The sequence below is a fragment of the Streptomyces caniferus genome, assembly GCF_009811555.1.
GTDB lineage: Bacteria > Actinomycetota > Actinomycetes > Streptomycetales > Streptomycetaceae > Streptomyces > Streptomyces caniferus.
In genome coordinates this window covers 2,133,400-2,157,756 of the sequence record NZ_BLIN01000005.1, presented here as the reverse complement: position 1 = coordinate 2,157,756, position 24,357 = coordinate 2,133,400, and the positions used below count along the sequence as shown (strand labels likewise).

Here is a 24,357-nt window from a genome sequence, read left to right as displayed (position 1 = left end):
AGGGGAATGGTGGGGGCGGGCGGACGTTGAAGGAGAGGTGGTGAGCTCGACGATACGGACGACACAATTTTCGGTCCTGGACCGTTCCCGCACCAGGGAGGGCCATCCGCCCGCGGCGGCGCTGCGGGACACGGTGGACCTGGCGCGGCGCGCCGAGAAGCTGGGCTACCACCGCTTCTGGGTCTCCGAGCACCACGGTGTGCCCGGCGTCGCCGGCTCCGCGCCGACGGTCCTGGCCGCCGCGGTGGCCTCGGCGACCTCGGCCATCCGGGTCGGCACCGGCGGGGTGATGCTGCCCAACCACCGGCCGCTGCTGGTCGCCGAGGAGTTCGGGGTGCTGGAGTCGCTGTTCCCCGGCCGGATCGACATGGGGCTCGGCCGGTCGGTGGGCTTCACCGGCGGAATCCGCCGGGCGCTGGGCACGGACAAGGACGCCGCCGACGGCTTCGGTGCGCAACTGGCCGAGCTGCTGGGGTACTTCGCGGGCCGGGGGACCGCCCCTTCGCAGGTGCACGCCTGGCCCGCCGAGGGGCTGCGGGTCCCGGCGTTCGTCCTGGCCACGGGCGCGGGCGCACGGATCGCCGCGGAAGCCGGGCTGGCGCTGGTCATCGGCGACTTCCGCGGCCGGCAGAAGATGCTGGACGCCATCGACGCCTACCGGGAGGCGTTCCGCCCCTCCGGGATGTGGGAGCGGCCGTATGTGGTGATCTCCGGGGCGGTGGCGGTGGCCGGCACCGCGGAGCGGGCCCGCCGGCTGTTGCTGCCGGAGGCCCGGTCGCTGGCGTACTCGCGTACCCATGGGGTGTTTCCGCCGCTGCGGCCCGCGGAGCCCGGTCCGGCGGCCGTGGCCGCGCTGCCGGAGCGCGAGCGGGGGTTCTACGAGGACGCCCTGGCCGGGCAGCTCCACGGCACCCAGGAGCAGGTCGCCGACGCCCTGGGGACCCTGATCGAGCGCAGCGCCGCGGACGAGGTGCTGGTCACCACCAGCTCCTACGACCGGGCGGCGCTGGTGGAGTCCTTCGAGCGGCTGGCGGAGGTGGCGGGGCTGACGGCCCGTGCCTGAGCCGCCGGCGCGCGGCCCGGACCCGCCGTGGCGGGCGGGTCCGAGGGCCGTCGGGGAGACGGGCGTCAGCGGTTCACCGGGCCCGGGCGCCGGCGGCTCACAGGGCCTGGGCGGCGGGCTTGACCATGCCGCGCACCGTACGGGCGTCGACGAACTCGCCCATCGCGGTCATCTCCCACTCGCCGGAGAACTGGCGGATCAGCTTCGCCATCATCACGCCCGTACGGGGCTCGGCGTGGGTGAGGTCGAAGCGGACCAGCTCCGCGCCGCTCTGGGTGTCCACCAGACGGCAGTACGCCTTGGCGACGTCGGAGAACTTCTGGCCGGAGAAGGAGTTCACGACGAAGACCAGGCCGGTGACCTCGGGGGGCACCCCGCCGAGGTGGACGGTGATCGCCTCGTCGTCACCGGCGCCCTCGCCGGTGAGGTTGTCGCCGGAGTGCTGGACCGCGCCGCCCAGGATCATCAGCTTGCCGAAGAAGCAGTTGTCGACCTTCTTGCGGTCCGGGCCGTAGGCGATGACCGAGGCGTCCAGGTCGATGCTCTTGCCACGGAAGGCGGGCTCCCAGCCGAGGCCCATCGTGACCGAGGTGAGCAGCGGACGGCCGCCCTTGACCAGCGAAACGGTCTGGTTCTTCTGGAGGCTGACGCGGCCCTTGTCGAGGTTGATCTTGCCGGCGCCGGGTGCCGGGGCGGCGGCCTGGGGCGCGGCCGGGGCCTGGGGTGCGGCGGCCGGCGGCGGGGCCACCGGGGCCGGGGCGCCCGCGGGCGGACCCCACTGGCCGGCGGGGGCCGGGGGAGCCGGCGGCGCCGGGGGAGCGGGGGGCGCCTGCGGGGCGGCGGCGGGTACGGCCGGTTCCTCCACGCTGACGCCGAAGTCGGTGGCGATGCCCGCCAGGCCGTCGGCGTAGCCCTGGCCGACCGCGCGGACCTTCCAGACGCCGCCGCGGCGGTAGATCTCGACGACCACCAGCGCGGTCTCGGTGCCCAGCTGCGGCGGGGTGAAGGAGGCGATGACGCTGCCGTCGTCGGCATTGCGGACCGTGCCGGTCGGCTCCGTGCCGGCGAAGGTCGCGCCGGGGGCGTCCGGGCTGGCGGTGACCACGATCTTCTCGATGCCCTCGGGGACCGCGGCGGTGTCCACCGTGATGGTGTCGCCGCCGCCGGCCGCCGCGGAGTGCGTCACGCCCGGTCCGCTGGGCTGGTTGTAGAACACGAAGTCGTCGTCGGAGCGCACCTTGCCGTTGGCGGCGAGCAGCAGGCCCGACACGTCCAGCCGCACGGGGGCGGTGACGTCCACCGCCACCCGCACGGCGTTGAGCGGGAGGTTCGAGCCAGGAGTCATAGCGGTCATGCCGGGCTCAACGATCGGCTCGCCTTTGCGGTTCCATTACCTGCGACCGGACGGCCGCCCGGCCCGGTCATCGGCGTTCGCGGGAGTTGCCGAAGAGCAGCCGGTAGGCGATCAGCAGGACCAGGGCACCGGCGATCGAGGCGATCCACATGGACGGTTCGCCGAAGTCCTTGGGGATCGGGCGGTGCAGGAACTTGGTGGAGAGCCAGCCGCCGAGGAAGGACCCCACGATGCCGATCAGGGTCGTGCCGACGATGCCGCCCGGGTCCCGTCCCGGCAGCAGGACCTTCGCGATGATGCCCGCGATCAGCCCGAGTACGAGCCAGCTGACGATGCCCATGATGCGTTCCTCGTTCCTGAGCGGTGGGTGGGTACACAGACCAGGACGCCGGGCGGGCGGCGGGGGTTCCGCGGGGTGGCAGGGGCCACGTCCGCCGCGTCTGCCGCGGCCGGGCGGCCCGGCCCCGGCGGCCACCGCGGCGGACGGGCCGGTACGGCGACCGGGACGGCCCGGTCAGTGCGGCCACCGGGGCGGGTCGGTGCAGAAGGCGCCGCCGAGAAAGGCGTGTTCGGGGTTCTCGGGGTCCAGTGCGCCCTGCGCGGCGATCAGCCGTGCCGCGTACGGCTCGGAGTCGTCCTGCGGTGCGTACCCCAGGGCGCGGGCGGTCGACAGGTCCCACCACAGGCGGGTGTTGGCGGAGGAGCCGTAGACGACGGTGTGGCCCACGTCCGGCGCGGTGAGCGCGGCGTGCAGCAGCCGTGCGCAGTCGGCCGGGCTCAGCCAGATGGACAGCATCCGGACCGAGGTCGGTTCGGGGAAGCAGGAGCCGATGCGGACCGAGACGGTCTCGATGCCGTGCAGATCCCAGTAGAGCGAGGCCAGATCCTCGCCGAAGCCCTTGGAGAGCCCGTAGTAGGTGTCGGGGCGGCGGGGCGTGTCGACGGGGATGGCGCCGGAGCCGTCCGCGGGGCGCGGGGTGAAGCCCACGGCGTGGTTGGAGGAGGCGAAGACGATACGGCGGACGCCGGCCTCGCGCGCCGCCTCGTACAGGTGGTAGGTGCCCTCGATGTTGGCGCGCAGGATCTCCTCGAACCCGGCCTCCAGGGAGATGCCGGCGAGGTGGATCACCGCGTCGGCCCCGCGCACCGCCTCGCGCAGCGCCCGGGTGTCGGCCAGACCGGCGGTGATCGCGTCCGGTTCGCCCGCTGCGGTCTCCACAGGTCGCTGGTCGAAGAGGCGCAGCCGGTACCCGTAGGGCGGCAGCAGCTCACGCATCAGGGTGCCGAGCCCGCCGGCGGCGCCGGTGAGCAGGACGGTGCGGGGTGCGGTCATGGGCGGTACTCCTCCGGCTGGACTGCACGGCGGTATGCGCGGACGGCATTCATGTGTCGGCATTCATATGTGTGGACACGCTAGGAAGTCGGATGACGGCCGGTCAACACGCTTGACGGGGCTGGTGAATCCGCTTGCGGGGCGGCAGTTGTGGACCCCTGACCGGCCCGGAAGCGCTACTCTAGCGTGGTCATGTTCAGAAACATGGACGCTGATCAGGCACATGCACAAATGCATGCCAGGGAGAGCCCGTGACCCCAGCCCCTCCCCCAGCCGCCGCTGGGAAGCACCCCCACCTCGCCGACCGCCTCGACGGCCTGCTGTTCTTCCCCGTGACCGCGTACGCGCCCGACGGCGCCCTGGACCTGACGGCCTTTCGCGCCCATGTACGGGCCGGCATCGACGCGGGCGCCGCCGCCGTCTTCGCCTGCTGCGGCACCGGCGAGTTCCATGCGCTCACCCCCGAGGAGTTCGCCGACTGCGTCGCGGCCGCGGTCGAGGAGGCCGCGGGCCGGGTCCCGGTGGTCGCCGGTGCGGGCTACGGCACCGCGCTCGCCGCCCGGTTCGCCCGCCTCGCCCACGAAGCGGGCGCCGACGGCCTGCTCGCCATGCCGCCCTACCTCGTCGTCGCGGGACAGGAGGGACTGCTGCGGCACTACACCGAACTCGCCGCCGCCACCCCGCCCCCCGCCCTCACCCCGGACGGACGAACCCGCACTCGTACGCGGCGATCACCGCCTGGGTCCGGTCCCGCACCCCGAGCTTGGCCAGCACCCCCGCCACATGCGTCTTGACCGTGGCCGGGCCCACCCCCAGCCGGTCCGCGATCTCGGCGTTCGTCAGCCCGGCCGTCATCAGCCGCAGCACCGCCCGCTCCCGCTCGGACAGCCGGGCCCGCAGCGTCCGCACCGCGTCGGCCGCGGCCCGCTCCCCGGCGTACCGGGCGGCCAGCCGGCGCACCGCGGCGGGGAACAGCAGCGAGTCGCTGCGCGCCACCAGCCGTACGGCCTGGATCAGGTCCTCGGCCCCGGACCGCTTGAGCAGGAACCCGCCGGCGCCGGCCCGCAGCGCGTCATAGACGTAGGCGTCGTTCTCGAAGGTGGTCACCACGATGATGCGCGGCGGCTCCGGCATCCCGGCGAGCACCTGCTCGGTCGCGCGGATGCCGTCGATCTCCGGCATCCGCACGTCCATCAGCACGATGTCCGGGCGCAGTGCACGGATCAGCGGCACCGCCTCCGCGCCGGTCGACGCCTCGCCGACGACCTCCATGTCCGCCTCGGCGCCCAGGATCGCGCGCAGCGCCGTCCGCACCATCCGCTCGTCGTCGGCGAGGACGATGCGCAAGGGGCGGGGGCCGTCCCCGCCGTGGGTTTCGTGATCGTTCTCCGGCCGTGCGGTCATGCACCGCTCACCCCGTCCCTGTCCCCGTCCCCGGTCCGGGTGTGCCCGGCCGTGCCCTGCTCGGCTCCTCGCGTCGTCGCCCCCGTCGGCAGCCGGACCGTCAGCCGCCATACCCCGTCATGGGCCGCGGCCGTCGCCCCGCCGCCCAGCAGCCGGGCGCGTTCGGCGATCCCGCGCAGCCCGCTGCCGCCGCCCGGACGCGCCGCCGAAGCGGAGCGGGCGGCCGCGGGCCCGGCCACCGGATTCTCCATCCGGATCGTCAACTCCGCCTCGTCCACCCGGAGCCGCAGCCGGACCGGTACCGGACCGGCATGCCGCAGCGCATTGCTGAGGCCTTCCTGCACGATCCGGTAGGCCTCCCGCGAGACCACCGTCGCCAGTCCCGCGCAGCGCCCCTCGACCGTCGCCTCGACCGCCACGCCCGCCGCCCTGGTCCGGTCCAGTAACGCCTCCAGGCCGTCCAGTGCCGGTGCGGGCGCGTCCGGACCGGTGCCGTCCTCCGCCCGCAACAGGCCCAGTACGGTGTCCAGTTCGGCGACCGCCTCACGGGTGGTCTCCTCGATGGCGGCCAGCGCCCGGCGGGCGAACTCCGGGTCCGCGTCCAGGACCCGGCGGGCCGCGCTCGCCTGGAGGGTGACCGCGCTCAGCGCATGGCCGACGGCGTCGTGCAGTTCGCGGGCCAGCCGGTTGCGGGACGCCAGATCAGCGGCCCGGCGTTCGGCGGCGGCCAGCCGGTCGGCGGGCGTCGGCCCCAGCAGTACCGGGGCGCAGCGCGCCAGCAGCGCTCCGGCGCCCCGGGCGGTGCCGGCCACCAGGGCCAGCAGCGCCAGCCCCGTGAGCGGTCCCAGTACGCCGTGGAAGGTGCCCGGCCACCCCGGCGCGGCGCGCCGCAGGGGCTCGGAGAACGGCAGCAACAGCAGCAGGACCGCGGCCGGCGGCGCGGCCAGCGTCATACCGCTGACGATCCCGCCGGCCAGCAGATGCGCCACGAACCACAGCGCCGTACGCCGCCGCGCCGCCCACGACAGCGCCGGCCCCTCGGCCAGCCGTTCCGCGGGCACCCCGCACAACGACCGTACGGCGGCCACCTCCAGCGGCCGCAACAACGGGAAGAGCAGGGCGGCGAGCGCGGCCGGCGGCAGCGCACCGCCGAACGCGACGAACTGCCAGCCCACCTGGCGCAGCGGGTCGGCGCCGTCCGCGAGGAGCGGGATCACGACCGAGGCCAGCAGGAAGAACGGCATCAACAGCGCGCCGCCCAGCACCAGATGGACCCAGCGCGTGCCGGTCAGCCGCACCGGACGGCCCCGCCTGCGGCGAAGAAGCGGGCCCCGCCGCGGGCCGTCCTCGTCCCGGCGGTTCTCCGCACGGCGGGGGCGAGGCGCCTCGGCGGTGCGGGCGGCTCACCGGCGGCGCGGCGTCCTGGGTGCGGCGCCCATGAGGGGCGGCCGGTGCGGGCGTTCATGGCGTCCAGCCTCCCGGAGGCCGCCCCCGGTGCGCCTCGGCCCTGACGACGATCCCCCTCCGCCGTACGGGGGAGGGGGAACCGTGCTCGGGTGAGGGGACGCCCTGCCGTCCGGCCGAGGCGTCTCACAGCCGTCGGGTGGCCAGCGTCAGCCGGTCGCGGGCGTCGAACAGGGTGTCCTTGATCATCTGCTCATGGTCCGGGGTCAGCCGGGCCACCGGCACCGAGCAGCTGATCGCGTCCCGGGCCGGGGTGCGGTAGGGGATCGCGACGCCGAAGCAGCGCAGGCCCAGGGTGTTCTCCTCGCGGTCGACCGCATAGCCCTGCTCGCGCACCGCGTGCAGCTCCTCGATCAGCTGCTCGCGGTCGGTGAGGGTGTGCTCGGTCAGCTGCGCGAGGGCCGGCGGCAGCATCGCCCGCACCTGATCGTCGGTGTACGTGGCGAGCAGCGCCTTGCCCAGCGAGGTCGAGTGCGCGGGCAGCCGCCGGCCGACGCGGGTGAAGGGCCGCAGATAGTGCTGCGACTGGCGGGTGGCGAGGTAGACGACGTTGGTGCCGTCCAGGCGGGCGAGGTGGATGGTCTCGGTGGTGTCGTCCGAGAGCCGGTCCAGTGTCGGCCGGGCCGCGGCCACCACCTCGTCGCCGTCGATGTACGACGTGCCGACCAGCAGCGCGCGGACGCCGATACCGTAGCGGGTGCCGGTGGCGTCGGTCTCGACCCAGCCGAGGTCGACCAGGGTGCGCAGCAGCATGTAGAGGCTGGATTTGGGGTAGCCGACGGCTTCTTGGACGGAGGCCAGGCTGTGCATACCGGAGCGGTGGGCGAAGTACTCGAGCAACTCCACCGTCCGCACCGCGGATTTGACCTGAGATCCACCGGTCTCGGCAGCTGACATCGCCCTTGACCCCTCTGTTCGGACAGCCATAGAGTCCCAGTTGTTCACCATCTGGGACAGCGTTCAGCATATCGAACGCTCACTGAGGTGGCAGGACGCGGAAAAACTCGGCAGGCGCATCGCCCGGGAGGAATGCACGGTGACAGCAGCACCAGTCTGGAGTGTCGACCCCCGAACCGGGAAGCAGCGGGAACAGGTCGCGGTGGAAGCCACAGCCGACGAGGTGGATTCCGTGGTCCGCGCGGCCCACGCCGCCCGTGGTGCGCTCGCCGAGCGTGCCGTACGCGCCGCCCTGTTGCGCCGCGCCGCCGAGCTGCTCGACGAGGCGGGCGACGCGGTCATCGAGGCCGCCGACGCCGAGACCGCGCTCGGCCCCGGCCGGCTCACCGGCGAACTCGGCCGCACCACCTACCAGTTGCGGTCCTTCGCGGACCTCGTGGAGGAGGGCGGCTTCCTCGACGTACGGATCGACCACGCCGACCCCGGCCTCACCCCGCCCCGGCCCGACCTGCGCCGTTACAAGATCCCGCTGGGTCCGGTCGCGGTCTACTCCGCCAGCAACTTCCCGCTCGCCTTCTCGGTGCCCGGCGGCGACACCGCCAGCGCCCTCGCGGCCGGCTGCCCCGTCGTCGTCAAGGCGCACCCGGACCACCCGGCCACCTCTGAGCTATGTGCCGCGCTGCTGCGCCGGGCCGCCGCCGAGGTCGGCCTGCCGGAGGGCGTGCTGAACCTGGTGCACGGCTTCCAGGCCGGTATCGACCTGGTGCGCCACCCGCTGATCACCGCGGCCGGGTTCACCGGCTCGGTGCGCGGCGGCCGCGCCCTGTACGACGCGGCCGCGGCCCGCCCGCACCCCATCCCCTTCCACGGCGAGCTGGGCAGCCTCAACCCCGTCGTGATCACCGAGGCCGCCGCCGGGGAACGCGCCGAGCAGATCGGCGCCGGGCTGGCCGGTGCGATGACGCTCGGCGTCGGCCAGTTCTGCGTCAAGCCGGGCCTGGTCCTGGCGCCCGGGGGAGAGGTGGGCGACCGGCTGCTGACGTCGCTGACCGCCGCGGTCAGCGACACCGAGGCCGGGGTGCTGCTCGACCAGCGGATGCGCGAGGCCTTCCTCGACGGGGTCCGCACCCGCGCCGAGCTCCCCGACGTCGAGGCCCCGGTGACACCGGGCGCGGGCGGCGAGCACACCGTCAGCGCCGGCTTCCTCGCCGTCCCCGCCGCCCGCCTCGCCTCCGAAGGCCCGCACGACCTCCTCCTGGAGGAGTGCTTCGGCCCGGTCACCGTCGTCGCCCGCTACACCGACGAGGCCGAGATCGGCGCCGTACTCGCCCGGCTCCCCGGCAACCTCTCCGCGACCCTGCAGCTCGGTGCCGCGGAGAGCGCCGGCACCGACGACGAGGGCCGCGGCGCCCGGCTGCTGGCCGAGGTCACCCCGCTCGCCGGCCGGGTGGTCGTCAACGGCTGGCCGACCGGTGTCGCGGTCGCCCCCGCCCAGCACCACGGCGGCCCTTACCCGGCCACCACGTCCACCTCCACCTCCGTGGGCGGCACCGCCGTCGAGCGCTGGCTGCGCCCGGTCGCCTACCAGGACGCCCCCGCCGCGCTGCTGCCGCCCGAGCTGCGCGAGGACAATCCGCTCGGCCTGCCGCGCCGGGTCGACGACCGCGCCGAGGGCGCCTAGGCACCGTGCGCCCCACCACCGACGCCGCCGCGTGCCAGGTCCGCGACGCGACCCGTGCGGACCTGGCCGCGATCGCCGCCCTGCACACCGGTGCCCGCGCCGCTCTGCACCGCGCCCGGTTCCCGGACACCCCCTTCGACGCCCCGGCCGAGCAGCTCCGCTGGCACGACGCCTGGTCCCGCGTCCTGGAGGGCGACGACACCCCCGTACTGTGCGCCGCACGGCACGGCGCGGTCGTCGGCGCGGCCTCCTACCGCCGGCGCGACGACGACGGCCGGCCGGCCGTCACGCTCCACCAGCTCCATGTCGACCCCGGCCACTGGGGCACCGGCATCGGCCGCGCCCTGCACACCTCCTGCCTGCGGGCCTGGCGCACGGCCGGCTACTCCCGCGCCGCCCTCGACGTGCTCTGGCACAACCACCGCGCCCGCGCCTTCTACGCGGGCCTCGGCTGGCGCCCCGACCCGGACCGCCGCCCCGCCCCGGACGCCACCCACCTCACCCTGACGCTGGACCTGGCGACGGCTCCGGCTCCCTGACGGCGATGATCTGCAGCCGCTCCGCCGTCCGCCCGTCCAGCGTGCCCACCACGCCCACCCGCTCCTTGCGCACCGAGAAGCCGGCCTCCCGCAGCAGCCCGCGCAGCCGCTCCGGCGGATGGTGCCGGAACACCCCGCCATCGGGCGTCTCGAAGACCCCGTACGTCCCGTAGCGCTCCGCGAACCGGGCATACCGCTCCCGGTTGAGCGCATCGTCCTGCAGCGGCACATCGCTCAGGTACAGCACCCCGCCGGGCCGCACCAGCCGCCCCAGCTCCCCGGCGATCGCCGTCTGGTCCGCGTCCGCGGGTACGCAGGTGAGCACCGCGAACAGCAGCGCCGCGTCGAAGGCACCGTCCTCGAACGGCAACGGGAACCCGGGGCACCGCATGAGCTCCAGCTCCGGGTGCTCGCGCCGCCCCCGTGCGATCAGCGCCGCCGAGACGTCCACCCCGCGCACCGCGCGGTAGCCGAGCCCGGTCAGCTCGGCGGTCAGCCGCCCGTAGCCGCAGCCGTAGTCCAGCATCCGCGCGCTCCGCGGCACGTAGGCGTCCAGCAGCGCCGGATCGAGCGGATGGGTGAAGGTCTTCGCGGACCCGGTCGTCTCCCAGAAGCCGAGGAATTCCTGTGGCGAGGTCATGCCGGGACGCTACCCACGGAATAGCCCGCCGCCCCCCGAGGTTGCACCGGGACACATCCATGACGAGGAAAGTCAGCACATGCGCGTCGAAATCTGGTCCGACATCGCCTGCCCCTGGTGCTACATCGGCAAGGCCCGCTTCGAGGCCGGGCTCGCCGCCTTCGCGCACCGCGACGGTGTCGAGGTGGTGCACCGCTCCTTCGAGCTGGACCCGAACGCACCGGCCGCCACCGACGTCCCGGTGCTCGACATGCTCGCCACGAAGTACGGCGTGACCCGCGAGCAGGCCGAGGCGATGGAGGCCAGGGTCGCCGAGGCGGCGGCCGGGGAGGGGCTGGACTACCGCTCCGACCGGATCCACGGCAACACCTTCGACCTGCACCGGCTGCTGCACGCCGCCGCCGCGCACGGCGTCCACCACACCCTGCTCGACGCCTTCTACCGCGCCAACTTCGCCGAGGCCAGGACGCTCGGCGACCCCGCCGTGCTCCGCGAGATCGCCGTGTGCGCGGGGCTGCCCGCCGAGGAGGCCGACCGGGTGCTCGCCGACCCCGGGGCGTACGCACAGGAGGTGCGCGCCGATGAGCGCGAGGCCGCGGAGCTGGGCGCCACCGGCGTGCCGTTCTTCGTCATCGACCGCCGCTACGGCATCTCCGGCGGCCAGCCCGCCGAGGTCTTCCGACAGGCGCTGGAGCGCGCGCACGCCGACCGGCCGGTGCTGGTCCCGGCGGCCGACGGGGCCGGGGTGTGCGGCGACGACGGCTGCGCCGTGCCCGGGAAGTGAGCGTGGGCCGGCTCGCTCGCACCCCTCGTGACCTGCGCCGATAAGGAACGCTTGCGGGCCGGCCCAGCGGATTCGCCATGGACGCGGCGCAGTTCGCCGCGCACAGTGGGGGCATGCAGCGACTCGAACCACTCGGCGGGGACGAATTCGCCCCCGAGACGACGTATCTGAACTCCGCCTCCAGCGGACTCCTTCCCCGGCGCAGCGCCGCCGCCGTGCGCGCGGCCCTCGACGAGTCCGCCTCCTACGGCACCATGGGCCGCGACTACCTCGGTGCCGCCACGGCCTCCCGGGCCGCTTTCGCCCGGCTGCTGGACGTCCCCGCCGACCGGGTCGCCGTCGGCAGCTCGGTCGCGGTGCAGTCCGCGTTCGTCGCCGCCTCGCTCCCGGCGGGAGCCGAAGTGCTCGCTCCCGAAGGCGACTTCAGCTCGCTGGTCAATCCGCTCGCCGCCCACCCGGGAATCAAGCTGCGCACCGTGCCGCTGGAGGCGCTCGCCGATGCGGTGCGCCCCGGCACCGCGCTGGTCGCCTTCAGTGCCGTGCAGTCCCTCGACGGCCGGATCGCCGACCTGGCGGCAATCCGCGAGGCCGCCCGGGCCCACGGGGCGCGCACCTATCTGGACATCACCCAGTCCGCCGGCTGGCTGCCGCTGCGCGCCGCGGACTTCGACTTCGTCGTCGCCGGTGCCTTCAAGTGGCTGCTGTGCCCGCGCGGGGCGACCTTCATGGCGTTCGGCGGCGACGTCGGGCGGGGCGAGGAGTGGCCCGCTGCACTCCACGCGGGCTGGGTCGCGGGGGAGGACATCGGCGAGTCCAACTACGGGCTGATCCAGCCGGCGGCCACCGCCCGGCGCTTCGACGAACCGCACGCCTACTTCTCCTACATCGGCGCCGAGCACTCCCTCAGCCTCCTCGAGGAGCTGGGCGTGTCCGCCGTCCACGCCCACAACACCGCGCTCGCCGACCGCTACCGCGCGGGGCTGGCCGAGCGCGGTCATACGCCCCGCCCCGCGCCCGGCTCGGCGATCGTCTCCACCCCCGGCCTCGCGGACGCGGAGGACCGGCTGGCGGCGGCGGGCGTGCGGGTCTCGGTGCGCGGCGGACTGCTGCGCGCGGCCTTCCACCTCTACAACTCGACCGATGACGTGGACCGGCTGCTGAGCCTGCTGGGGTAGCGCGGCCGGGGACACGGGGCGGACGCGGGGGCCCCGAGGAAGCTGATGTAATGGGCAACGATCTTGTTCCACAGAGCAGTTGAGAGGCCCTCAGTGACCACCGCGTTCGACCCCGTCGACCTCGCCGGCATCCCGCTCGCCAACCGCATCGTCATGGCCCCGATGACCCGCAACCGGGCCACTCGGGGCGGTGGGGTGCCGACCGACTCGATGGTCACGTACTACACCCAGCGCGCCTCGGCCGGGCTGATCGTCACCGAGGCCAGCCAGACCTGCGTCGTGGGCCAGGGCTACCCCTTCACCCCCGGGCTGCACACGCCCGAGCAGATCGCCGGCTGGCGCCGGGTGACCGACGCGGTGCACGCCGCCGGCGGCCGGATCTTCGCGCAGCTGTGGCACGGCGGCCGGATCGGCCACCCGGTGCTGCTGCCGGACGGGCTGATCCCGGTCGGCCCGTCCCCGGTGGCCGCGGCCTGCCAGGTCTTCACCGAGGACGGCATGAAGGACTGCGTCACCCCGCACGAGCTCACCGACGCCGAGATCCGCACCACCGTCGCCCAGTTCGCGGCCGCCGCCCGCAACGCCGTCGAGGCGGGCTTCGACGGGGTGGAGATCCACGGCGCCAACGGCTACCTCGTGCACCAGTTCCTGGCCCCCCACAGCAATCTGCGCACCGACGACTGGGGCGGCTCGACCGAGGGCCGCATCCGCTTCGCCGTCGAGGTCACCCGGGCGGTGGCCGAGGCGGTCGGCGCACACCGCACCGGCCTGCGGCTCTCCCCGGGCAACCCCTTCAACGGCATCGAGGAGCCCGACCCCGAGCCGCTCTACACCGCGCTGCTGCAGGCCGTCGAGCCGCTCGGCCTGGCCTATCTGCACCTGTGCGACGTCCCCGACCACGAGCTGATCGCCCGGCTGCGCAAGCACTTCACCGGGACCTTCGTCCTCAACCCGGCCGACGACGGGCGCCCCACCGGCCCCGAGGACCTGCCCCTGATCGAGGACGGCACGGCCGATCTGCTGGCCTTCGGGCGGCAGTTCCTCGCCAACCCCGACCTGCCCCGGCGGCTCGCGCGCGGCGGCCCCTTCAACACCCCCGTCCGGGAGAGCTTCTACGGCGGCGACGACACCGGCTACCTCGACTACCCGGCGCTGGACGCCTGAGGAAACCGCCGGCCGGACGGGCGGGACGGATCCGGCGCGCCCGGTGCCTCCCGCCCGCACCGGCGCGCCCGGAAGCCGCCGGTCGCACGAGCGCGGCTGCCGCACAGACCCTGCTGTGCGGCAGCCGCGCCACCCGTCCTTCGCCGTGCCTACTTCACCGGCGTGAAGTCCCGGGCTCCGATGTACTCCGGGCGCCGGACCGGCGCCCCGAACGGCTCCACCGCTTCGTTGTCCACGCTGTTGAAGACGATGAAGACATTGCTGCGCGGGTACGGCGTGATGTTGTCACCCGAGCCGTGCATGGCATTGCAGTCGAACCACGTCGCCGAACCGGCCTTGCCCGTGAAGAGGCGGATGCTGTGCTTGTCCGCCATCTTCGTCAGCACCTCGTCCGACGGGATGCCCGCGTCCTGCATCTGCAGCGACCGCTTGTAGTTGTCCTTCGGCGTCGCGCCCTCACAGCCCACGAAGTGCTGGTGCGAGCCGGGCATGATCATCAAGCCGCCGTTGGTGTCGTAGTTCTCCGTCAGCGCGATCGAGACCGACACGGTGCGCATGTTCGGCAGACCGTCCTCGGCGTGCCAGGTCTCGAAGTCCGAGTGCCAGTAGAAGCCGGAGGCACCGAAGCCGGGCTTCACATTGATCCGTGACTGGTGGACGTAGACGTCCGAGCCGAGGATCTGCCGGGCACGACCGACCACGCGCGGGTCGGAGACCAGTTTGGCGAACACCTCGCTGATCTTGTGCACCTCGAACACGGTCCGTACGTCCTGTGACTTCGGCTCGACGATGGAGCGCGGGTCGGCGCGCATCGTCGGGTCGAGGACGAGACGGTCCAGTTCGGCGCGGTACACCGCGACTTCTTCCGCCGTCAGCAGCTCCCCGATGGCGAAAAAGCCGTCGCGTTCGAAGTCGCTCAGCTCGGACGACCGGAAGGGTCCGGCCGTTCCGGGCTGCGACCACACCACCGGGTCCTTCCGCGGGGTGATGACCTCGGAGGTCCCGCGGGTCGGATACAGGTCGGTGGTGCGCTCGGGTGCGGTGGTCATGGTGTTGCCTTCCTCTCCTCTCGTACGGAATCTGTCGTGCGTGGTGCCTTCCTCAGCGCTTCCGGACGGGGGGCGGGGACACCTCCCAGCGGTAGCCGGGGGAGGGGGACGCCTCAGACCGTCTCGGGCTCCGACTCCGGTTCGGTCAGCAGCGGGTAGACCCCGTTCTCGTCGTGGTCCTCGCGGCCGGTGACCGGCGGGTTGAAGACACACACGCAGCGGAAGTCCTCCTTGATCCGCATCGTGTGCTTCTCGTGCCCGTCGAGCAGGTACATCGTGCCCGGCGTGATGGTGTGCTTCTCGCCGGTCTCGTCGTTGGTGAGCTCGGCTTCACCCTCTACGCACAGTACGGCCTCGATGTGGTTCGCGTACCACATCGACGTCTCGGTTCCGGCGTACAGGGTGGTCTCGTGGAGCGAGAAGCCCACGCGCTCCTTGGCGAGCACGATGCGCTTGCTCTCCCAGGTACCGGACTTGGCCTTGACGTGGCGGTCGGTGCCCTCGATGTCCTTGAAGGATCGGACGATCACGGTGACTCGGTGCCTTTCTGTGGAACGGTAAGGAGCTCTGGAGTGGTCAGGCGCAGTCGCGGACCGCGCGGGCGAGGACGCGAAGGCCCTCGTCCAGCTCCTCGGGTGTGGTCGTCAGCGCGGGAAGCAGCTTGACGACCTCGCTCTCCGGGCCGGAGGTCTCGATCAGCAGACCCAGCTCGTAGGCGCGCTTGGCGATCTTGTTGGCAAGGCTCTTGTCGATGCACTCCAGGCCCCACACGAGACCGCGGCCGCGGTACTCGGCGATGGCTTCGGGGTGCTCCTCGACGATGGCCTTCAGGTGTGCTTCGACGATCTCACCGCGGGCGAGAGTCTGCTTCTCCATCTGGCCGTCGGCCCAGTAGGTGTCCAGCGCGGCGGCGGCGGTGACGAACGCGGGGTTGTTGCCGCGGAAGGTGCCGTTGTGCTCGCCCGGCTCCCAGATGTCCAGCTCAGGCTTGAACAGGGTCAGCGCGAGCGGCAGGCCGTAGCCGCTGATGGACTTCGAGACGGTGACGATGTCCGGCACGATGCCCGCCTCCTCGAAGGAGAAGAAGGCACCCGTACGGCCGCAGCCCATCTGGATGTCGTCGACGATGAGCAGCATGTCCCAGCGCTCGCAGAGGTCGGCGAGGGCGCGCAGCCACTCGGCGCGGGCGACATTGATGCCGCCCTCGCCCTGGACCGTCTCGACGATCACGGCGGCGGGGGTGTTCAGGCCGGAGCCCTGGTCCTCCAGCAGCCGCTCGAACCACAGGAAGTCCGGGTAGGTGCCCTCGAGGTAGTTGTCGAACGGCATCGGGGTGCCGTGCACCAGCGGGATGCCGGCGCCGGCCCGCTTCATGGAGTTGCCGGTGACGGCGAGGGCGCCCAGCGACATGCCGTGGAAGGCGTTGGTGAAGGACACGATCGACTCGCGGCCCTTGACCTTACGGGCCAGCTTGAGCGCGGCCTCGACGGAGTTGGCGCCCGTCGGGCCCGGGAACATGACCTTGTAGGGCAGGTCGCGCGGCCGCAGGATGATGTTCTGGAAGGACTCCAGGAACGCCCGCTTGGCCGTGGTGGACATGTCCAGGCCGTGGGTGACGCCGTCCCGCTCGATGTAGTCGATCAGGGCGCGTTTGAGGACCGGGTTGTTGTGGCCGTAGTTGAGCGATCCGGCCCCGGCGAAGAAGTCGAGGTAGGTGTGGCCGTCCTCGTCGGTCATGCGGCTGCCCTGCGCGCGGTCGAACACGGTGGGCCAGCTACGGCAGTAGCTGCGGACCTCGGACTCCACGGTCTCGAAGACGCTCAGGTCGGGCTGGGTGATGGTCACAACATGCTCCTGGGAGATGAGTGGCGAAAAAGGATCAGGAAGTCTGTGGGGGCTGGGCGGTACCGGCGGTGTCACGGGTGTGGTGCCGGGTCCCGCGTGGCCACTGCGGCACGGGGGCCGCAGCGGTCCTGGGGCGTCAGTGCTCCGGGCGGGCTGGTGGCTCGAACGGGCCGATGAGGTGCAGTACCTCCGGCTCGTGGCCCTGCTCCGGGAACAGCCCCGCGTCGAAGAGCACCTCACGCTTGATCGGCACTGAGTGCCGCTCGGCGAAGGACGCGAACAACCGGTTGGACGCGGCGTTGTCGGGGGTGATGGTGGTCTCGACGAAACGCATGCCCAGCTCCTTCCCGGCCCGGGCGCTGAGCCCGTCCAGGAGCGCGGCCGCGAGCCCCTGGCCACGGTGCGCGTCGTCGACGGCGACCTGCCAGACGACGAGGGTGTCCGGGCGCTCGGGGCGGATGTATCCGGTGACGAAGGCGGCCGGCTCGCCCTCCGCGTCGCGCGCGACTACGGAGGTGGCGGCGAAGTCGCGACACCACAGGAGGTAGCTGTAGGAGGAGTTGAGGTCCAGCGCCTTCGAGTCGCGGGCGATACGCCAGATCGCGGCTCCGTCCTCCACGCGTGGGGTGTCGAGCTTGAAGCCCTCCGGAAATTCTCTGATATCGCTTCGGGCACCTGCATGGTCTGCTTGTGCGGCGGTCATAGAAATTAAATTTACCCAGGGAAAAAGGAAATTGCATCGTGGGCAGGGGTTACGGAAGCGCCGAAGATGTGTTATCGCGCGGGGGCGCCCGTCCGCGCGATGCCACCGCGGTATGCCCTCATTTGACCAGGATGTTCGGGGTAAAACGGACACGTTGTGTAGTCGGTCACAGCTCCGTAACACCCACGAGATCCGTCCGAATTACGGAACTTGCCACCCGCAAAATCTTGGCGTTTGAGGTGCAGAAAAGCGGGCAGAAGAATACGGGAAGCTGTACTCCAAGGAAATGGGAATTCGCCCCCTGAAGGTTCGGCGCAAGGCCCATCGAAACCTGTGCGGCAAGCCCGTGGCAAGACTTCCGAGAACATGCGCCGGATGATGTCCGGAAGCGTGTGGGGGGCGTATGCAAAGCCGTGCACGGAACGTACGGATTCTCTACGGAGAGCGACGGCGGCGAAAAGTGCGGCGGGGTGACGGCTTTCCGGGAAACGGCCGGGGGAATGCGGACGCACAGCGCGCGCGACCGCCGCGTCCGTACGCGGTGTGACGCCGCCTAAAGTGCCTGTATGACGTCCATGAGCGAAGGTGCGGTGCTGCACCTCAAGGGGAGGGTCCTCGTCGGGCCGGACGACGTGCGCGACGAGCTGTGGGTCGTCGGCGGCCGGGTCACCTTCGACCGGCCGGCCATGGCACGGGATGCCACCACCGTGACGGGCTGGGTGCTGCCCGGCCTGGTCGACGCCCACTGCCACGTGGGCCTGGACGCACACGGCCCGGTGGACGCCCCCACCAGTGAGAAACAGGCGCTCACCGACCGTGACGCCGGCACGCTGCTGATCCGCGACGCCGGATCCCCCTCCGACACCCGCTGGGTCGACGACCGCGAGGATCTGCCGCGGATCATCCGCGCCGGCCGCCACATCGCCCGTACCAAGCGCTACATCCGCAACTACGCGCACGAGATCGAGCCCGAGGACCTGGTCGCCTACGTCGCCCAGGAGGCCCGCCGCGGCGACGGCTGGGTCAAGCTCGTCGGCGACTGGATCGACCGCTCCACGGGCGATCTGGAGGCCTGCTGGCCCCGTGGCGCGGTCGAGGCGGCCATCGCCGAGGCCCACCGGCTGGGCGCCCGGGTCACGGCCCACTGTTTCGCCGAGGACACCCTCGCCCCGCTCGTCGAGGCCGGCATCGACTGCATCGAGCACGCCACCGGGCTCACCGAGGACACCATCCCGCTGTTCGCGGAGCGGGGCGTGGCCATCGTGCCCACGCTCGTCAACATCGCCACGTTCCCGCGGCTCGCGGACGGCGGCGCGGGGAAGTTCCCGCGCTGGGCGGACCATATGCGGCGCCTGCACGCGCGCCGCTACGACACCGTACGGGCGGCCTACGACGCGGGCGTGCCCGTCTTCGCCGGTACGGACGCCGGCGGCTCGCTCGCCCACGGCCTGGTCGCCGAGGAGGTCGCCGAGCTGACCCGGGCCGGTCTGCCCGCCGTGGCGGCCCTCTCCGCCACCACCTGGGGTGCCAGGGAGTGGCTCGGCCGCCCCGGCCTCACCGAGGGCGCTCCGGCGGACCTGGTGGTCTACGGGAGCGATCCGCGCGAGGACGTCCGGGTGCTGGCCGCGCCGCGGCGGGTGGTGCTGCGCGGGCAGGTCGTGGGCTAGGGGGTGGCGCCGGGGTGCCCGAAGGGGTGACCCGGCGCCACCGGCCTGGTCAACCCGGGTCACCCGGACGGTGGGGCCGCTGTTGCGGGGGTGGTGCCCCGTGTCGCAGGAATCGAATAAATGCGCGGAAACCACCCATTGGGATGAACTGACGTCACGTGGCTGCCCGTTCACCCTCCGTGCGGACACGATGTGCGGGTCGAGGTCGTCGGCCCGCGTGATGTCCCCCATTGGCGCGGCCGGCGGCTCCATTTCTCCTGTGAGGGTTCCACACACGTGTCCACCAGTCCCACCTGCTCCTCCGGCATGCCCCGACGCCTCGCCGCGACCTTCGTCGCCACCGCGCTCACGGCCGGCTCCGCCCTCCTGCTCGGCGCCGTCCCCGCGCATGCCACCGGAGACCACGGCGCGGCCCGCGGCACCGCCGACGCGGTCGTGCTGCGCACCGGCCTGAACGTCGGGCTGCTCCACAAGACGCTCGACGTCCCGCTGAACGCCGCCCTGAACGAGGTGCACGCCCCGGCCTCGGCCGCCAAAACCGCGCTCACCGTCCGCCTCGACGGCATCGACCACGGCCGGCCGTTCAGCGTGCTGCGCGCCGATGCCGCCACCGCACGGGCCACCGCCGGCCACGGCAGGACCGAGGGCTACGCCAACCTCGTGAAGGCGAAGGTGCGGCTGCCCGGCCTGGCACTGCTGTCCCTGATCGAGGTCCAGCAGGTCACCGCCAAGGCGGTGTGCGAGGCGGGCGAGCGGCCCCGGGCGGAGGCGAACGTACTGGGCGACGTCCGCGTCCTGGGCAAGCGGGTCCGGCTCACCGCGGGCGGTACGACGGACGTCAAGGTGCCGGGCGTGGGCCAGGTGCGGCTCGACCTGTCCCGGAAGAGTGTCCTGTCCAAGAGCGCCGCGGCCACCGCGCTCGACCTGAAGGTCTCCCTCAACCCGTTGAAGCTCGGCGTCGCCGAGGTGCACGGCCGGGTCACGCTGGCCCACGCCGGGTGCACCGCGCCGGGCGTCAAGGCGCCCGAGCACAACGGCTCCGGCGGCACCACCGGCGGCACCAAGCCGGCCGGGGACACCAAGCCGGCCGGGGACACCGAGGTGACCGGGACCGGTTCGCGGCCCAGCACCCAGAACCTCGCGGAGACCGGCGGCAGTTCGGCCGCCCCGTACCTCGCCGGGGGCGCGGCCCTGCTGGTCGCCGTGGGGGCCGGATCGGTCGGCTACGCCCGCCGGCGCCGCAACGCCGCACCGGGCGGCCGCGGCTGACGGACCCCGTACACCGCGCCCGGTGCTGTGGGGGCGTCGCGCGCGGGGTACGGCCGGGGTGCGCCGTACCGGGCCATGGACAGCCGGTACGGCGCACCTCACCCTCGCCGGGGGCCCACGAAACGTGGTGTGTGCGGGACCCCGGCGAGGACCACCGGAGAACCCGTGCGGCCGCTACGTGAGCACCTCGCCCAGCGCCGCCGCGAACCGGTCCGTCGTGGCCCGGTCCCGCACCGCGAGGCGCAGCCAGTCGGGGCCCAGGCCGGGGAAGGTGTCACCGCGGCGCACCGCGAAGCCGCGGGCCCGCAGCGCGGCCCGTACCGCGTCCGCCTCCGGCAGCCGGATCAGCACGAACGGGCCCGCCGCCGGGGCGGCCGCCCGGATCTGCCCGAACTCGCCCAGCCGGGCCAGCAGATGGGCCCGGTCCACGGCGATCTCCCGGGCCGCCGCCTCCGCCTCCGCCAGCGCCCGGGGTGTACAGCACGCCTCGGCGGCGGCCAGCGCCGGAGTGGAGACCGGCCACAGCGGCTGCGCCCGCTCCAGGGCGGCGACGGTGTCCGGGGCGGCCAGCGCGTAGCCGATCCGCAGTCCGGCCAGCCCCCAGGTCTTGGTGAGGCTGCGCAGCACGACCAGACCCGGCAGGTCCGTGCGGCCGGCCAGCGCCTCCCGCTCACCGGGCACCGCGTCCATGAAGGCCTCGTCCACCACCAGCGTCCGGCCGGGCCGCGCCAACCGGGCCAGCACCTCTGCCGGGTGCAGGACCGAGGTGGGGTTGGTGGGGTTGCCCACGACGACCAGATCGGCGTCCTCGGGCACCGCGGCCGGATCCAGCCGGAAGCCGTCGCGCGCGTCGAGCAGCACCCGCGCGACCTCGTGCCCGGCGTCCCGCAGCGCCGCTTCGGGCTCGGTGAACTGCGGATGCACCACGACCGGCCGGCGGGCCCGTACGGCGCGGGCGATCAGCACGAACGCCTCCGCCGCCCCCGCCGTCAGCAACACCCGTTCCACGGGCAGGCCGTGCCGGGCCGCGACCGCCCGGCGTGCCGCGCCACCGTCGGGGTACGCGGCGAGCGTGTCCAGCGACGCGGCGATCCTGGTCTTGAGCCAGGCCGGGGGAGTGCCGGTGCGGACATTGACCGCCAGATCCGTCAACCCGCCGTCCGCGCCCCGTACTTCGGCGTCGCCGTGGTGCCGCAGATCGGGCTCGTGGGGCGGGGCGTCCCGGCCGGGGGGCCGGAGCGGTGCGGGCCCGGTGTGCGCCGGCATGCTCACCGCTCCCCGGCGTCCGTCGCCACCGGAGCGCGCCGCGGCACCGCGTCGCCGTCCGTCTGCCGGGCGTCCTCCGCCGCCGCCCGGCACCCGCACGACGCGCCGTCCGGCAGCGGGCCGTCCGCCACCGTCGCGCGGTAGCGCTCCATGACCGCCTCGGCGACCTCGGACTCCGCGCCGAGCGCCGCCGCGACGATCACCTCCGTGCCGGGGTACGCCGCGGCCCAGCCCTCGGCCTGCATCCGCAGCCGCTCCAGCAGGCCGCCGGGGAAGAAGAAGTAGGGCAGGACCACGATCCGGCCCGGCCGGCCGGCTGCCGCCGCGGCCGCCAGGGTCCGGCACCGGTCCAGGCCCGCGGGCACATCGGGCGCCGCCTGCGAGACGAACGCGGTCTCCACACCCGCGAGGCCGCGCCCCTCCCACAGCAGCCGCGCGGCCCGTGCCACCTCGGCATTGGCGTACGGATCGGAGGCGCCGCGCCCCACCAGCAGCACCGTGGTCCGGGCCCGGTCCTCGGGCCGGCGGGCGCCGCCGCCCAGCACCTCGTCCAGTCGGCGCTCCAGTACGTCGAGCACCTTGGGGTGCGGCCCCAGTTCGGCGCCGCAGGTGTAGCCGAGCCCCGGGTGGCGCTCCGCCGCCCGCTCCAGTGCGGTGGGCAGCGCCTCCGGTACCGGGCCGGTCGGGGCCAGCAGCAGCGGTATGACGGCGAGCCGGGTCGCGCCCCGCGCGACGAGCCCGTCGACGGCGTCGCCCAGCGGCAGGGGAGAGGCCGGGACGCCGAAGAACCCGCCGGCGACGGGCACTTCGGGGTGACGCTCGCCGAGGGTACGCACCAGCGCGCGCAGGGCCTCGGCCCCGCCTTCGTCACGGGTGCCGTGACCGGCGATGAGCAGTGCGGGAGGAGTGGTCACTGGGTCTCCTTGGTACCGGGGGGTGCGCTGTCGGGCGCCGGGTCGCCGACGACCGCCGTCCGCCGATCCGGGCCACGGCGGGGCGGGTTGGGGGAGGCCATGACGATAACCGCCCCGGCCGAGGGCACGGCGGCCGCTCCCTCCCTACCAGCGGTAAGGGCCCCGTTGTCCGTTACAGCGGGTCCGGCGAGCGCACAGGTCGCCCGGGCCGGCGGCGCCGACTTCCGCTTGCCGGCGGCCAGGACGGCCCCCGGCCCCGCGGCCAGCAGCGCGGCCGCCTCGGCCACGCTCGGCGTCCCCACGGCGGCCGCCGCGGCCGTGGACGGCTCCGGTACCCGGACGGCCGCCAGGGCCGCCGCCGGGAACGACCGCAGCGGCACTCCCAGCGCGCGCGCCGCCCCGGTCAGCCCCGGCTCGGCCGCCTTGGCCGCCACCGTCGCCAGCGCGACGACCTGGTGGGGGGCGTACCCCGCCGCCGCGCAACTGGCCGCGATCAGCTCCAGCACCTCGGAGACCGGGACGCCGCGGCGTGCCCCGACGCCGGCGACCAGCGGCGCGAGCGGTGCGCCGGCGGTGCCGGTGTCGCCTGCCCCGGGTGCCTCGTCGGCCGCCCGGCTGGTCATCCCGCGCCGCCGGGCGGTCCGGCGGTCTCCGCGGCCGTGCGCCGCGTACCGGGGACGGCGGGGGCCCCGGGCCCCGCGCCGCCGCTCCCGCGTGTCATCGGGCGGCGCCCCGGGCCGCCGCGGCGCTCGCCACCAGCCGTCCGGCCAGCGACGGTTCGGCGGCCCAGTGCACGTGCAGGTACGAGGCGTGCACCCCGCCGGACACGAAGCCCTCCACCCGGCGCTCCGGGTGCGTCAGCCCCCATGCCGGGTCGGCGCCCGCGCCCGGCTCCAGCACCGTGCGGTGGAACTCGTGGCCGCGTACCCGGGTTCCGGCCGCCGCGAGCGCGTTGTCCCGCAGCGCCACCGCCTCGCGGTAGCCGAGGGTGAGCCGTTCGGTCATCCGGGACTCGGCGGGCAGCACCCCGCACATCGGCTTCCCGTCGAGCGACCGGGAGAGGTAGAGCAGTCCGGCGCATTCGGCGGAGACCGGCGCCCCGGACGCGGCCAGTGTTGCCACCGCCGCGCGCAGCGGCGCGTTCGCCGACAGATCCGGTGCGTACATCTCCGGGAAGCCGCCGCCGATCACCAGCCCCTGGGTGCCGGGCGGCAGTTGTTCGTCCCGCAGCGGGTCGAAGGGGACCACCTCGGCGCCCGCGGCGGCCAGCAGCTCGGCGTGCTCGGCGTACGAGAAGGTGAACGCGGCGCCGCCCGCGACGGCGATCAGCGGCCTTTCCGGGGCGGAGACCCCGGTCCCGGTCCCGATTCCCGCGCCCGCGGCCGACGCCAGCTCCGCCGCCGGGTCCCAGGGCGCGTCCGGCAGCTCCGGCACCGTGCGCGCCAGCGCCAGCAGCGCCTCCAGATCGCAGCCCGCGCGGACCCGCGCGGCCAGCTCGCCCACCGACTCCACCGCGTCGGCCCGCCGTTCGGCGACCGGCACCAGGCCCAGGTGACGGGACGGCGTACCGGCCCGCCCGTCCCGGTGCAGCGCGCCCAGCACCGGCACACCGGAGGAGTCCATCGCCTCCCGCAGCAGCTCCTCGTGCCGGTCCGAGCCGACCTTGTTGAGGATCACCCCGGCCAGCCGCACCTCCGGGTCCCAGGAGGCGAAGCCGTGCACCAGCGCGGCCACCGACCGCGACTGCGAGGACGCGTCCACCACCAGCACCACCGGTGCCCGCAGCAGCTTGGCCACCTGCGCCGTCGAGGACAGCTCGCCCTTCCCGGACGCCCCGTCGAACAGCCCCATCACGCCCTCGACGAGCGCGAGATCGGCGCCCGCCGCCCCGTGCAGGAACAGCGGCGCGATCCGGTCGGGCCCGCACAGATAGGCGTCCAGATTGCGGCCGGGACGGCCGGTGGCCAGGGAGTGGTAGCCCGGATCGATGTAGTCCGGGCCCACCTTGTGCGGCGACACCACGAGCCCGGCCTCGGCGAACGCCGCCATCAGGCCGGTGGCCACCGTCGTCTTCCCCGCGCCCGACGACGGCGCGGCGATCATCAGCCGGGGGATCGCGCCGCCGCTCATGCCCTGCCCGCCATGC

At 73.8% G+C, this 24,357-nt stretch carries 23 protein-coding genes and 1 pseudogene; 9 read left to right on the top strand and 15 right to left on the bottom strand.

Annotation, left to right across the window (positions count from 1 at the left end; all coding sequences use genetic code 11):
• Positions 1-40 precede the first annotated feature (40 nt).
• Entirely contained in the window at positions 41-1,063 is a 1,023-nt protein-coding gene (locus Scani_RS26120) for an LLM class flavin-dependent oxidoreductase (protein WP_159480270.1), read from the top strand.
• Positions 1,064-1,160: 97 nt separating this feature from the next.
• Here Scani_RS26120 and Scani_RS26115 read toward each other — a convergent pair whose 3' ends face one another.
• The 3 genes from Scani_RS26115 to Scani_RS26105 form a co-directional block, all read right to left on the bottom strand.
• Positions 1,161-2,408 carry a TerD family protein gene (locus Scani_RS26115; protein WP_159482377.1) on the bottom strand — a complete coding sequence of 416 codons (1,248 nt, stop codon included), beginning with the start codon at positions 2,406-2,408 and terminating at the stop codon, positions 1,161-1,163.
• A gap of 76 nt (positions 2,409-2,484) precedes the next feature.
• A complete protein-coding gene (locus tag Scani_RS26110; protein WP_159480269.1) occupies positions 2,485-2,757 on the bottom strand; it encodes a GlsB/YeaQ/YmgE family stress response membrane protein in 273 nt (90 codons plus the stop codon).
• Between the two features lie 174 nt (positions 2,758-2,931).
• Complete coding sequence (locus Scani_RS26105) at positions 2,932-3,750, bottom strand: NAD-dependent epimerase/dehydratase family protein (RefSeq protein WP_159480268.1); 819 nt, start codon at positions 3,748-3,750, stop codon at positions 2,932-2,934.
• Between the two features lie 251 nt (positions 3,751-4,001).
• On the opposite strand from Scani_RS26105, the pseudogene Scani_RS26100 reads away from it, so the two are divergent.
• A pseudogene (locus Scani_RS26100) lies at positions 4,002-4,445 on the top strand (dihydrodipicolinate synthase family protein); the annotation flags it as partial.
• Here Scani_RS26100 and Scani_RS26095 read toward each other — a convergent pair.
• From Scani_RS26095 to Scani_RS26085, 3 genes are all read right to left on the bottom strand, one after another.
• Complete coding sequence (locus tag Scani_RS26095; RefSeq protein ID WP_159480267.1) at positions 4,444-5,154, bottom strand: response regulator transcription factor; 711 nt, start codon at positions 5,152-5,154, stop codon at positions 4,444-4,446. The pseudogene Scani_RS26100 and the gene Scani_RS26095 overlap by 2 nt on opposite strands.
• Positions 5,151-6,398 carry a sensor histidine kinase gene (locus Scani_RS26090; protein ID WP_159482376.1) on the bottom strand — a complete coding sequence of 416 codons (1,248 nt, stop codon included), beginning with the start codon at positions 6,396-6,398 and terminating at the stop codon, positions 5,151-5,153. Before Scani_RS26090 ends, Scani_RS26095 begins: the two co-directional genes overlap by 4 nt.
• A 346-nt stretch (positions 6,399-6,744) precedes the next feature.
• Positions 6,745-7,515, bottom strand: a complete 771-nt coding sequence (locus Scani_RS26085) for an IclR family transcriptional regulator (protein ID WP_159480266.1) — start codon at positions 7,513-7,515, stop codon at positions 6,745-6,747.
• A gap of 139 nt (positions 7,516-7,654) precedes the next feature.
• Here Scani_RS26085 and Scani_RS26080 point away from each other — a divergent pair, with 139 nt between their 5' ends.
• Together Scani_RS26080 and Scani_RS26075 are read left to right on the top strand one after the other, a co-directional pair.
• Positions 7,655-9,196, top strand: a complete 1,542-nt coding sequence (locus Scani_RS26080; RefSeq protein WP_159480265.1) for an aldehyde dehydrogenase (NADP(+)) — start codon at positions 7,655-7,657, stop codon at positions 9,194-9,196.
• 5 nt (positions 9,197-9,201) lie between these two features.
• The gene (locus tag Scani_RS26075) at positions 9,202-9,735 is read left to right on the top strand and encodes a GNAT family N-acetyltransferase (RefSeq protein WP_159480264.1); all 534 of its coding nucleotides are present in this window, start codon (positions 9,202-9,204) and stop codon (positions 9,733-9,735) included.
• Here the strand turns inward: Scani_RS26075 and Scani_RS26070 are convergent.
• The gene (locus tag Scani_RS26070; RefSeq protein WP_159480263.1) at positions 9,695-10,375 is read right to left on the bottom strand and encodes a class I SAM-dependent methyltransferase; all 681 of its coding nucleotides are present in this window, start codon (positions 10,373-10,375) and stop codon (positions 9,695-9,697) included. The two genes, Scani_RS26075 and Scani_RS26070, sit on opposite strands and share 41 nt — an antisense overlap.
• Positions 10,376-10,454: 79 nt before the next feature.
• Here Scani_RS26070 and Scani_RS26065 point away from each other — a divergent pair, with 79 nt between their 5' ends.
• From Scani_RS26065 to Scani_RS26055, 3 genes are all read left to right on the top strand, one after another.
• Positions 10,455-11,159, top strand: a complete 705-nt coding sequence (locus Scani_RS26065) for a DsbA family oxidoreductase (RefSeq protein WP_159480262.1) — start codon at positions 10,455-10,457, stop codon at positions 11,157-11,159.
• Between the two features lie 113 nt (positions 11,160-11,272).
• Positions 11,273-12,334, top strand: coding sequence for an aminotransferase class V-fold PLP-dependent enzyme (locus tag Scani_RS26060; RefSeq protein WP_159480261.1), 1,062 nt, complete (start codon positions 11,273-11,275; stop codon positions 12,332-12,334).
• Positions 12,335-12,427: 93 nt separating this feature from the next.
• The gene (locus tag Scani_RS26055; RefSeq protein ID WP_159480260.1) at positions 12,428-13,498 is read left to right on the top strand and encodes an alkene reductase; all 1,071 of its coding nucleotides are present in this window, start codon (positions 12,428-12,430) and stop codon (positions 13,496-13,498) included.
• A gap of 149 nt (positions 13,499-13,647) precedes the next feature.
• Here Scani_RS26055 and thpD read toward each other — a convergent pair whose 3' ends face one another.
• From thpD to ectA, 4 genes are all read right to left on the bottom strand, one after another.
• Complete coding sequence (thpD, locus tag Scani_RS26050) at positions 13,648-14,547, bottom strand: ectoine hydroxylase (RefSeq protein WP_159480259.1); 900 nt, start codon at positions 14,545-14,547, stop codon at positions 13,648-13,650.
• 113 nt (positions 14,548-14,660) lie between these two features.
• On the bottom strand, positions 14,661-15,077 hold the full coding sequence (locus Scani_RS26045; protein ID WP_159480258.1) for an ectoine synthase: 417 nt from the start codon (positions 15,075-15,077) through the stop codon (positions 14,661-14,663).
• A 46-nt stretch (positions 15,078-15,123) separates the two neighbouring features.
• Positions 15,124-16,392, bottom strand: a complete 1,269-nt coding sequence (ectB, locus tag Scani_RS26040) for a diaminobutyrate--2-oxoglutarate transaminase (protein WP_159480257.1) — start codon at positions 16,390-16,392, stop codon at positions 15,124-15,126.
• Between the two features lie 136 nt (positions 16,393-16,528).
• Positions 16,529-17,095, bottom strand: coding sequence for a diaminobutyrate acetyltransferase (gene ectA, locus Scani_RS26035; protein WP_159480256.1), 567 nt, complete (start codon positions 17,093-17,095; stop codon positions 16,529-16,531).
• 575 nt (positions 17,096-17,670) lie between these two features.
• On the opposite strand from ectA, the gene Scani_RS26030 reads away from it, so the two are divergent.
• Together Scani_RS26030 and Scani_RS26025 are read left to right on the top strand one after the other, a co-directional pair.
• The gene (locus Scani_RS26030) at positions 17,671-18,762 is read left to right on the top strand and encodes an amidohydrolase family protein (protein WP_159482375.1); all 1,092 of its coding nucleotides are present in this window, start codon (positions 17,671-17,673) and stop codon (positions 18,760-18,762) included.
• A gap of 306 nt (positions 18,763-19,068) precedes the next feature.
• A complete protein-coding gene (locus Scani_RS26025; protein WP_371872435.1) occupies positions 19,069-20,031 on the top strand; it encodes an SCO1860 family LAETG-anchored protein in 963 nt (320 codons plus the stop codon).
• Positions 20,032-20,205: 174 nt separating this feature from the next.
• Here Scani_RS26025 and cobC read toward each other — a convergent pair whose 3' ends face one another.
• The 4 genes from cobC to Scani_RS26005 form a co-directional block, all read right to left on the bottom strand.
• On the bottom strand, positions 20,206-21,297 hold the full coding sequence (cobC, locus tag Scani_RS26020; protein WP_159480254.1) for an Rv2231c family histidinol phosphate aminotransferase CobC: 1,092 nt from the start codon (positions 21,295-21,297) through the stop codon (positions 20,206-20,208).
• A gap of 2 nt (positions 21,298-21,299) precedes the next feature.
• Positions 21,300-22,211 carry a sirohydrochlorin chelatase gene (locus tag Scani_RS26015; protein WP_159480253.1) on the bottom strand — a complete coding sequence of 304 codons (912 nt, stop codon included), beginning with the start codon at positions 22,209-22,211 and terminating at the stop codon, positions 21,300-21,302.
• On the bottom strand, positions 22,208-22,834 hold the full coding sequence (locus Scani_RS42220; protein ID WP_159480252.1) for a cobalamin biosynthesis protein: 627 nt from the start codon (positions 22,832-22,834) through the stop codon (positions 22,208-22,210). The genes Scani_RS26015 and Scani_RS42220 overlap by 4 nt, the downstream gene beginning before the upstream one ends.
• 94 nt (positions 22,835-22,928) lie before the next feature.
• The gene (locus Scani_RS26005; protein ID WP_159480251.1) at positions 22,929-24,341 is read right to left on the bottom strand and encodes a cobyrinic acid a,c-diamide synthase CobB; all 1,413 of its coding nucleotides are present in this window, start codon (positions 24,339-24,341) and stop codon (positions 22,929-22,931) included.
• Positions 24,342-24,357 lie beyond the last annotated feature (16 nt).

Excerpts from the sequence above, each read along its gene's own strand:
- Scani_RS26115 (WP_159482377.1), bottom strand. The coding sequence starts at position 2,408 with ATGACTCCTGGCTCGAACCTCCCGCTCAACGCCGTGCGGGTGGCGGTG.
- Scani_RS26110 (WP_159480269.1), bottom strand. The coding sequence starts at position 2,757 with ATGGGCATCGTCAGCTGGCTCGTACTCGGGCTGATCGCGGGCATCATC.
- Scani_RS26105 (WP_159480268.1), bottom strand. The coding sequence starts at position 3,750 with ATGACCGCACCCCGCACCGTCCTGCTCACCGGCGCCGCCGGCGGGCTC.
- Scani_RS26095 (WP_159480267.1), bottom strand. The coding sequence starts at position 5,154 with ATGACCGCACGGCCGGAGAACGATCACGAAACCCACGGCGGGGACGGC.
- Scani_RS26090 (WP_159482376.1), bottom strand. The coding sequence starts at position 6,398 with ATGCCGTTCTTCCTGCTGGCCTCGGTCGTGATCCCGCTCCTCGCGGAC.
- Scani_RS26085 (WP_159480266.1), bottom strand. The coding sequence starts at position 7,515 with ATGTCAGCTGCCGAGACCGGTGGATCTCAGGTCAAATCCGCGGTGCGG.
- Scani_RS26070 (WP_159480263.1), bottom strand. The coding sequence starts at position 10,375 with ATGACCTCGCCACAGGAATTCCTCGGCTTCTGGGAGACGACCGGGTCC.
- Scani_RS26065 (WP_159480262.1), top strand. The coding sequence starts at position 10,455 with ATGCGCGTCGAAATCTGGTCCGACATCGCCTGCCCCTGGTGCTACATC.
- Scani_RS26060 (WP_159480261.1), top strand. The coding sequence starts at position 11,273 with ATGCAGCGACTCGAACCACTCGGCGGGGACGAATTCGCCCCCGAGACG.
- thpD (WP_159480259.1), bottom strand. The coding sequence starts at position 14,547 with ATGACCACCGCACCCGAGCGCACCACCGACCTGTATCCGACCCGCGGG.
- ectA (WP_159480256.1), bottom strand. The coding sequence starts at position 17,095 with ATGACCGCCGCACAAGCAGACCATGCAGGTGCCCGAAGCGATATCAGA.
- Scani_RS26030 (WP_159482375.1), top strand. The coding sequence starts at position 17,671 with ATGAGCGAAGGTGCGGTGCTGCACCTCAAGGGGAGGGTCCTCGTCGGG.
- Scani_RS26025 (WP_371872435.1), top strand. The coding sequence starts at position 19,069 with ATGCCCCGACGCCTCGCCGCGACCTTCGTCGCCACCGCGCTCACGGCC.
- cobC (WP_159480254.1), bottom strand. The coding sequence starts at position 21,297 with ATGCCGGCGCACACCGGGCCCGCACCGCTCCGGCCCCCCGGCCGGGAC.
- Scani_RS42220 (WP_159480252.1), bottom strand. The coding sequence starts at position 22,834 with ATGACCAGCCGGGCGGCCGACGAGGCACCCGGGGCAGGCGACACCGGC.
- Scani_RS26005 (WP_159480251.1), bottom strand. The coding sequence starts at position 24,341 with ATGAGCGGCGGCGCGATCCCCCGGCTGATGATCGCCGCGCCGTCGTCG.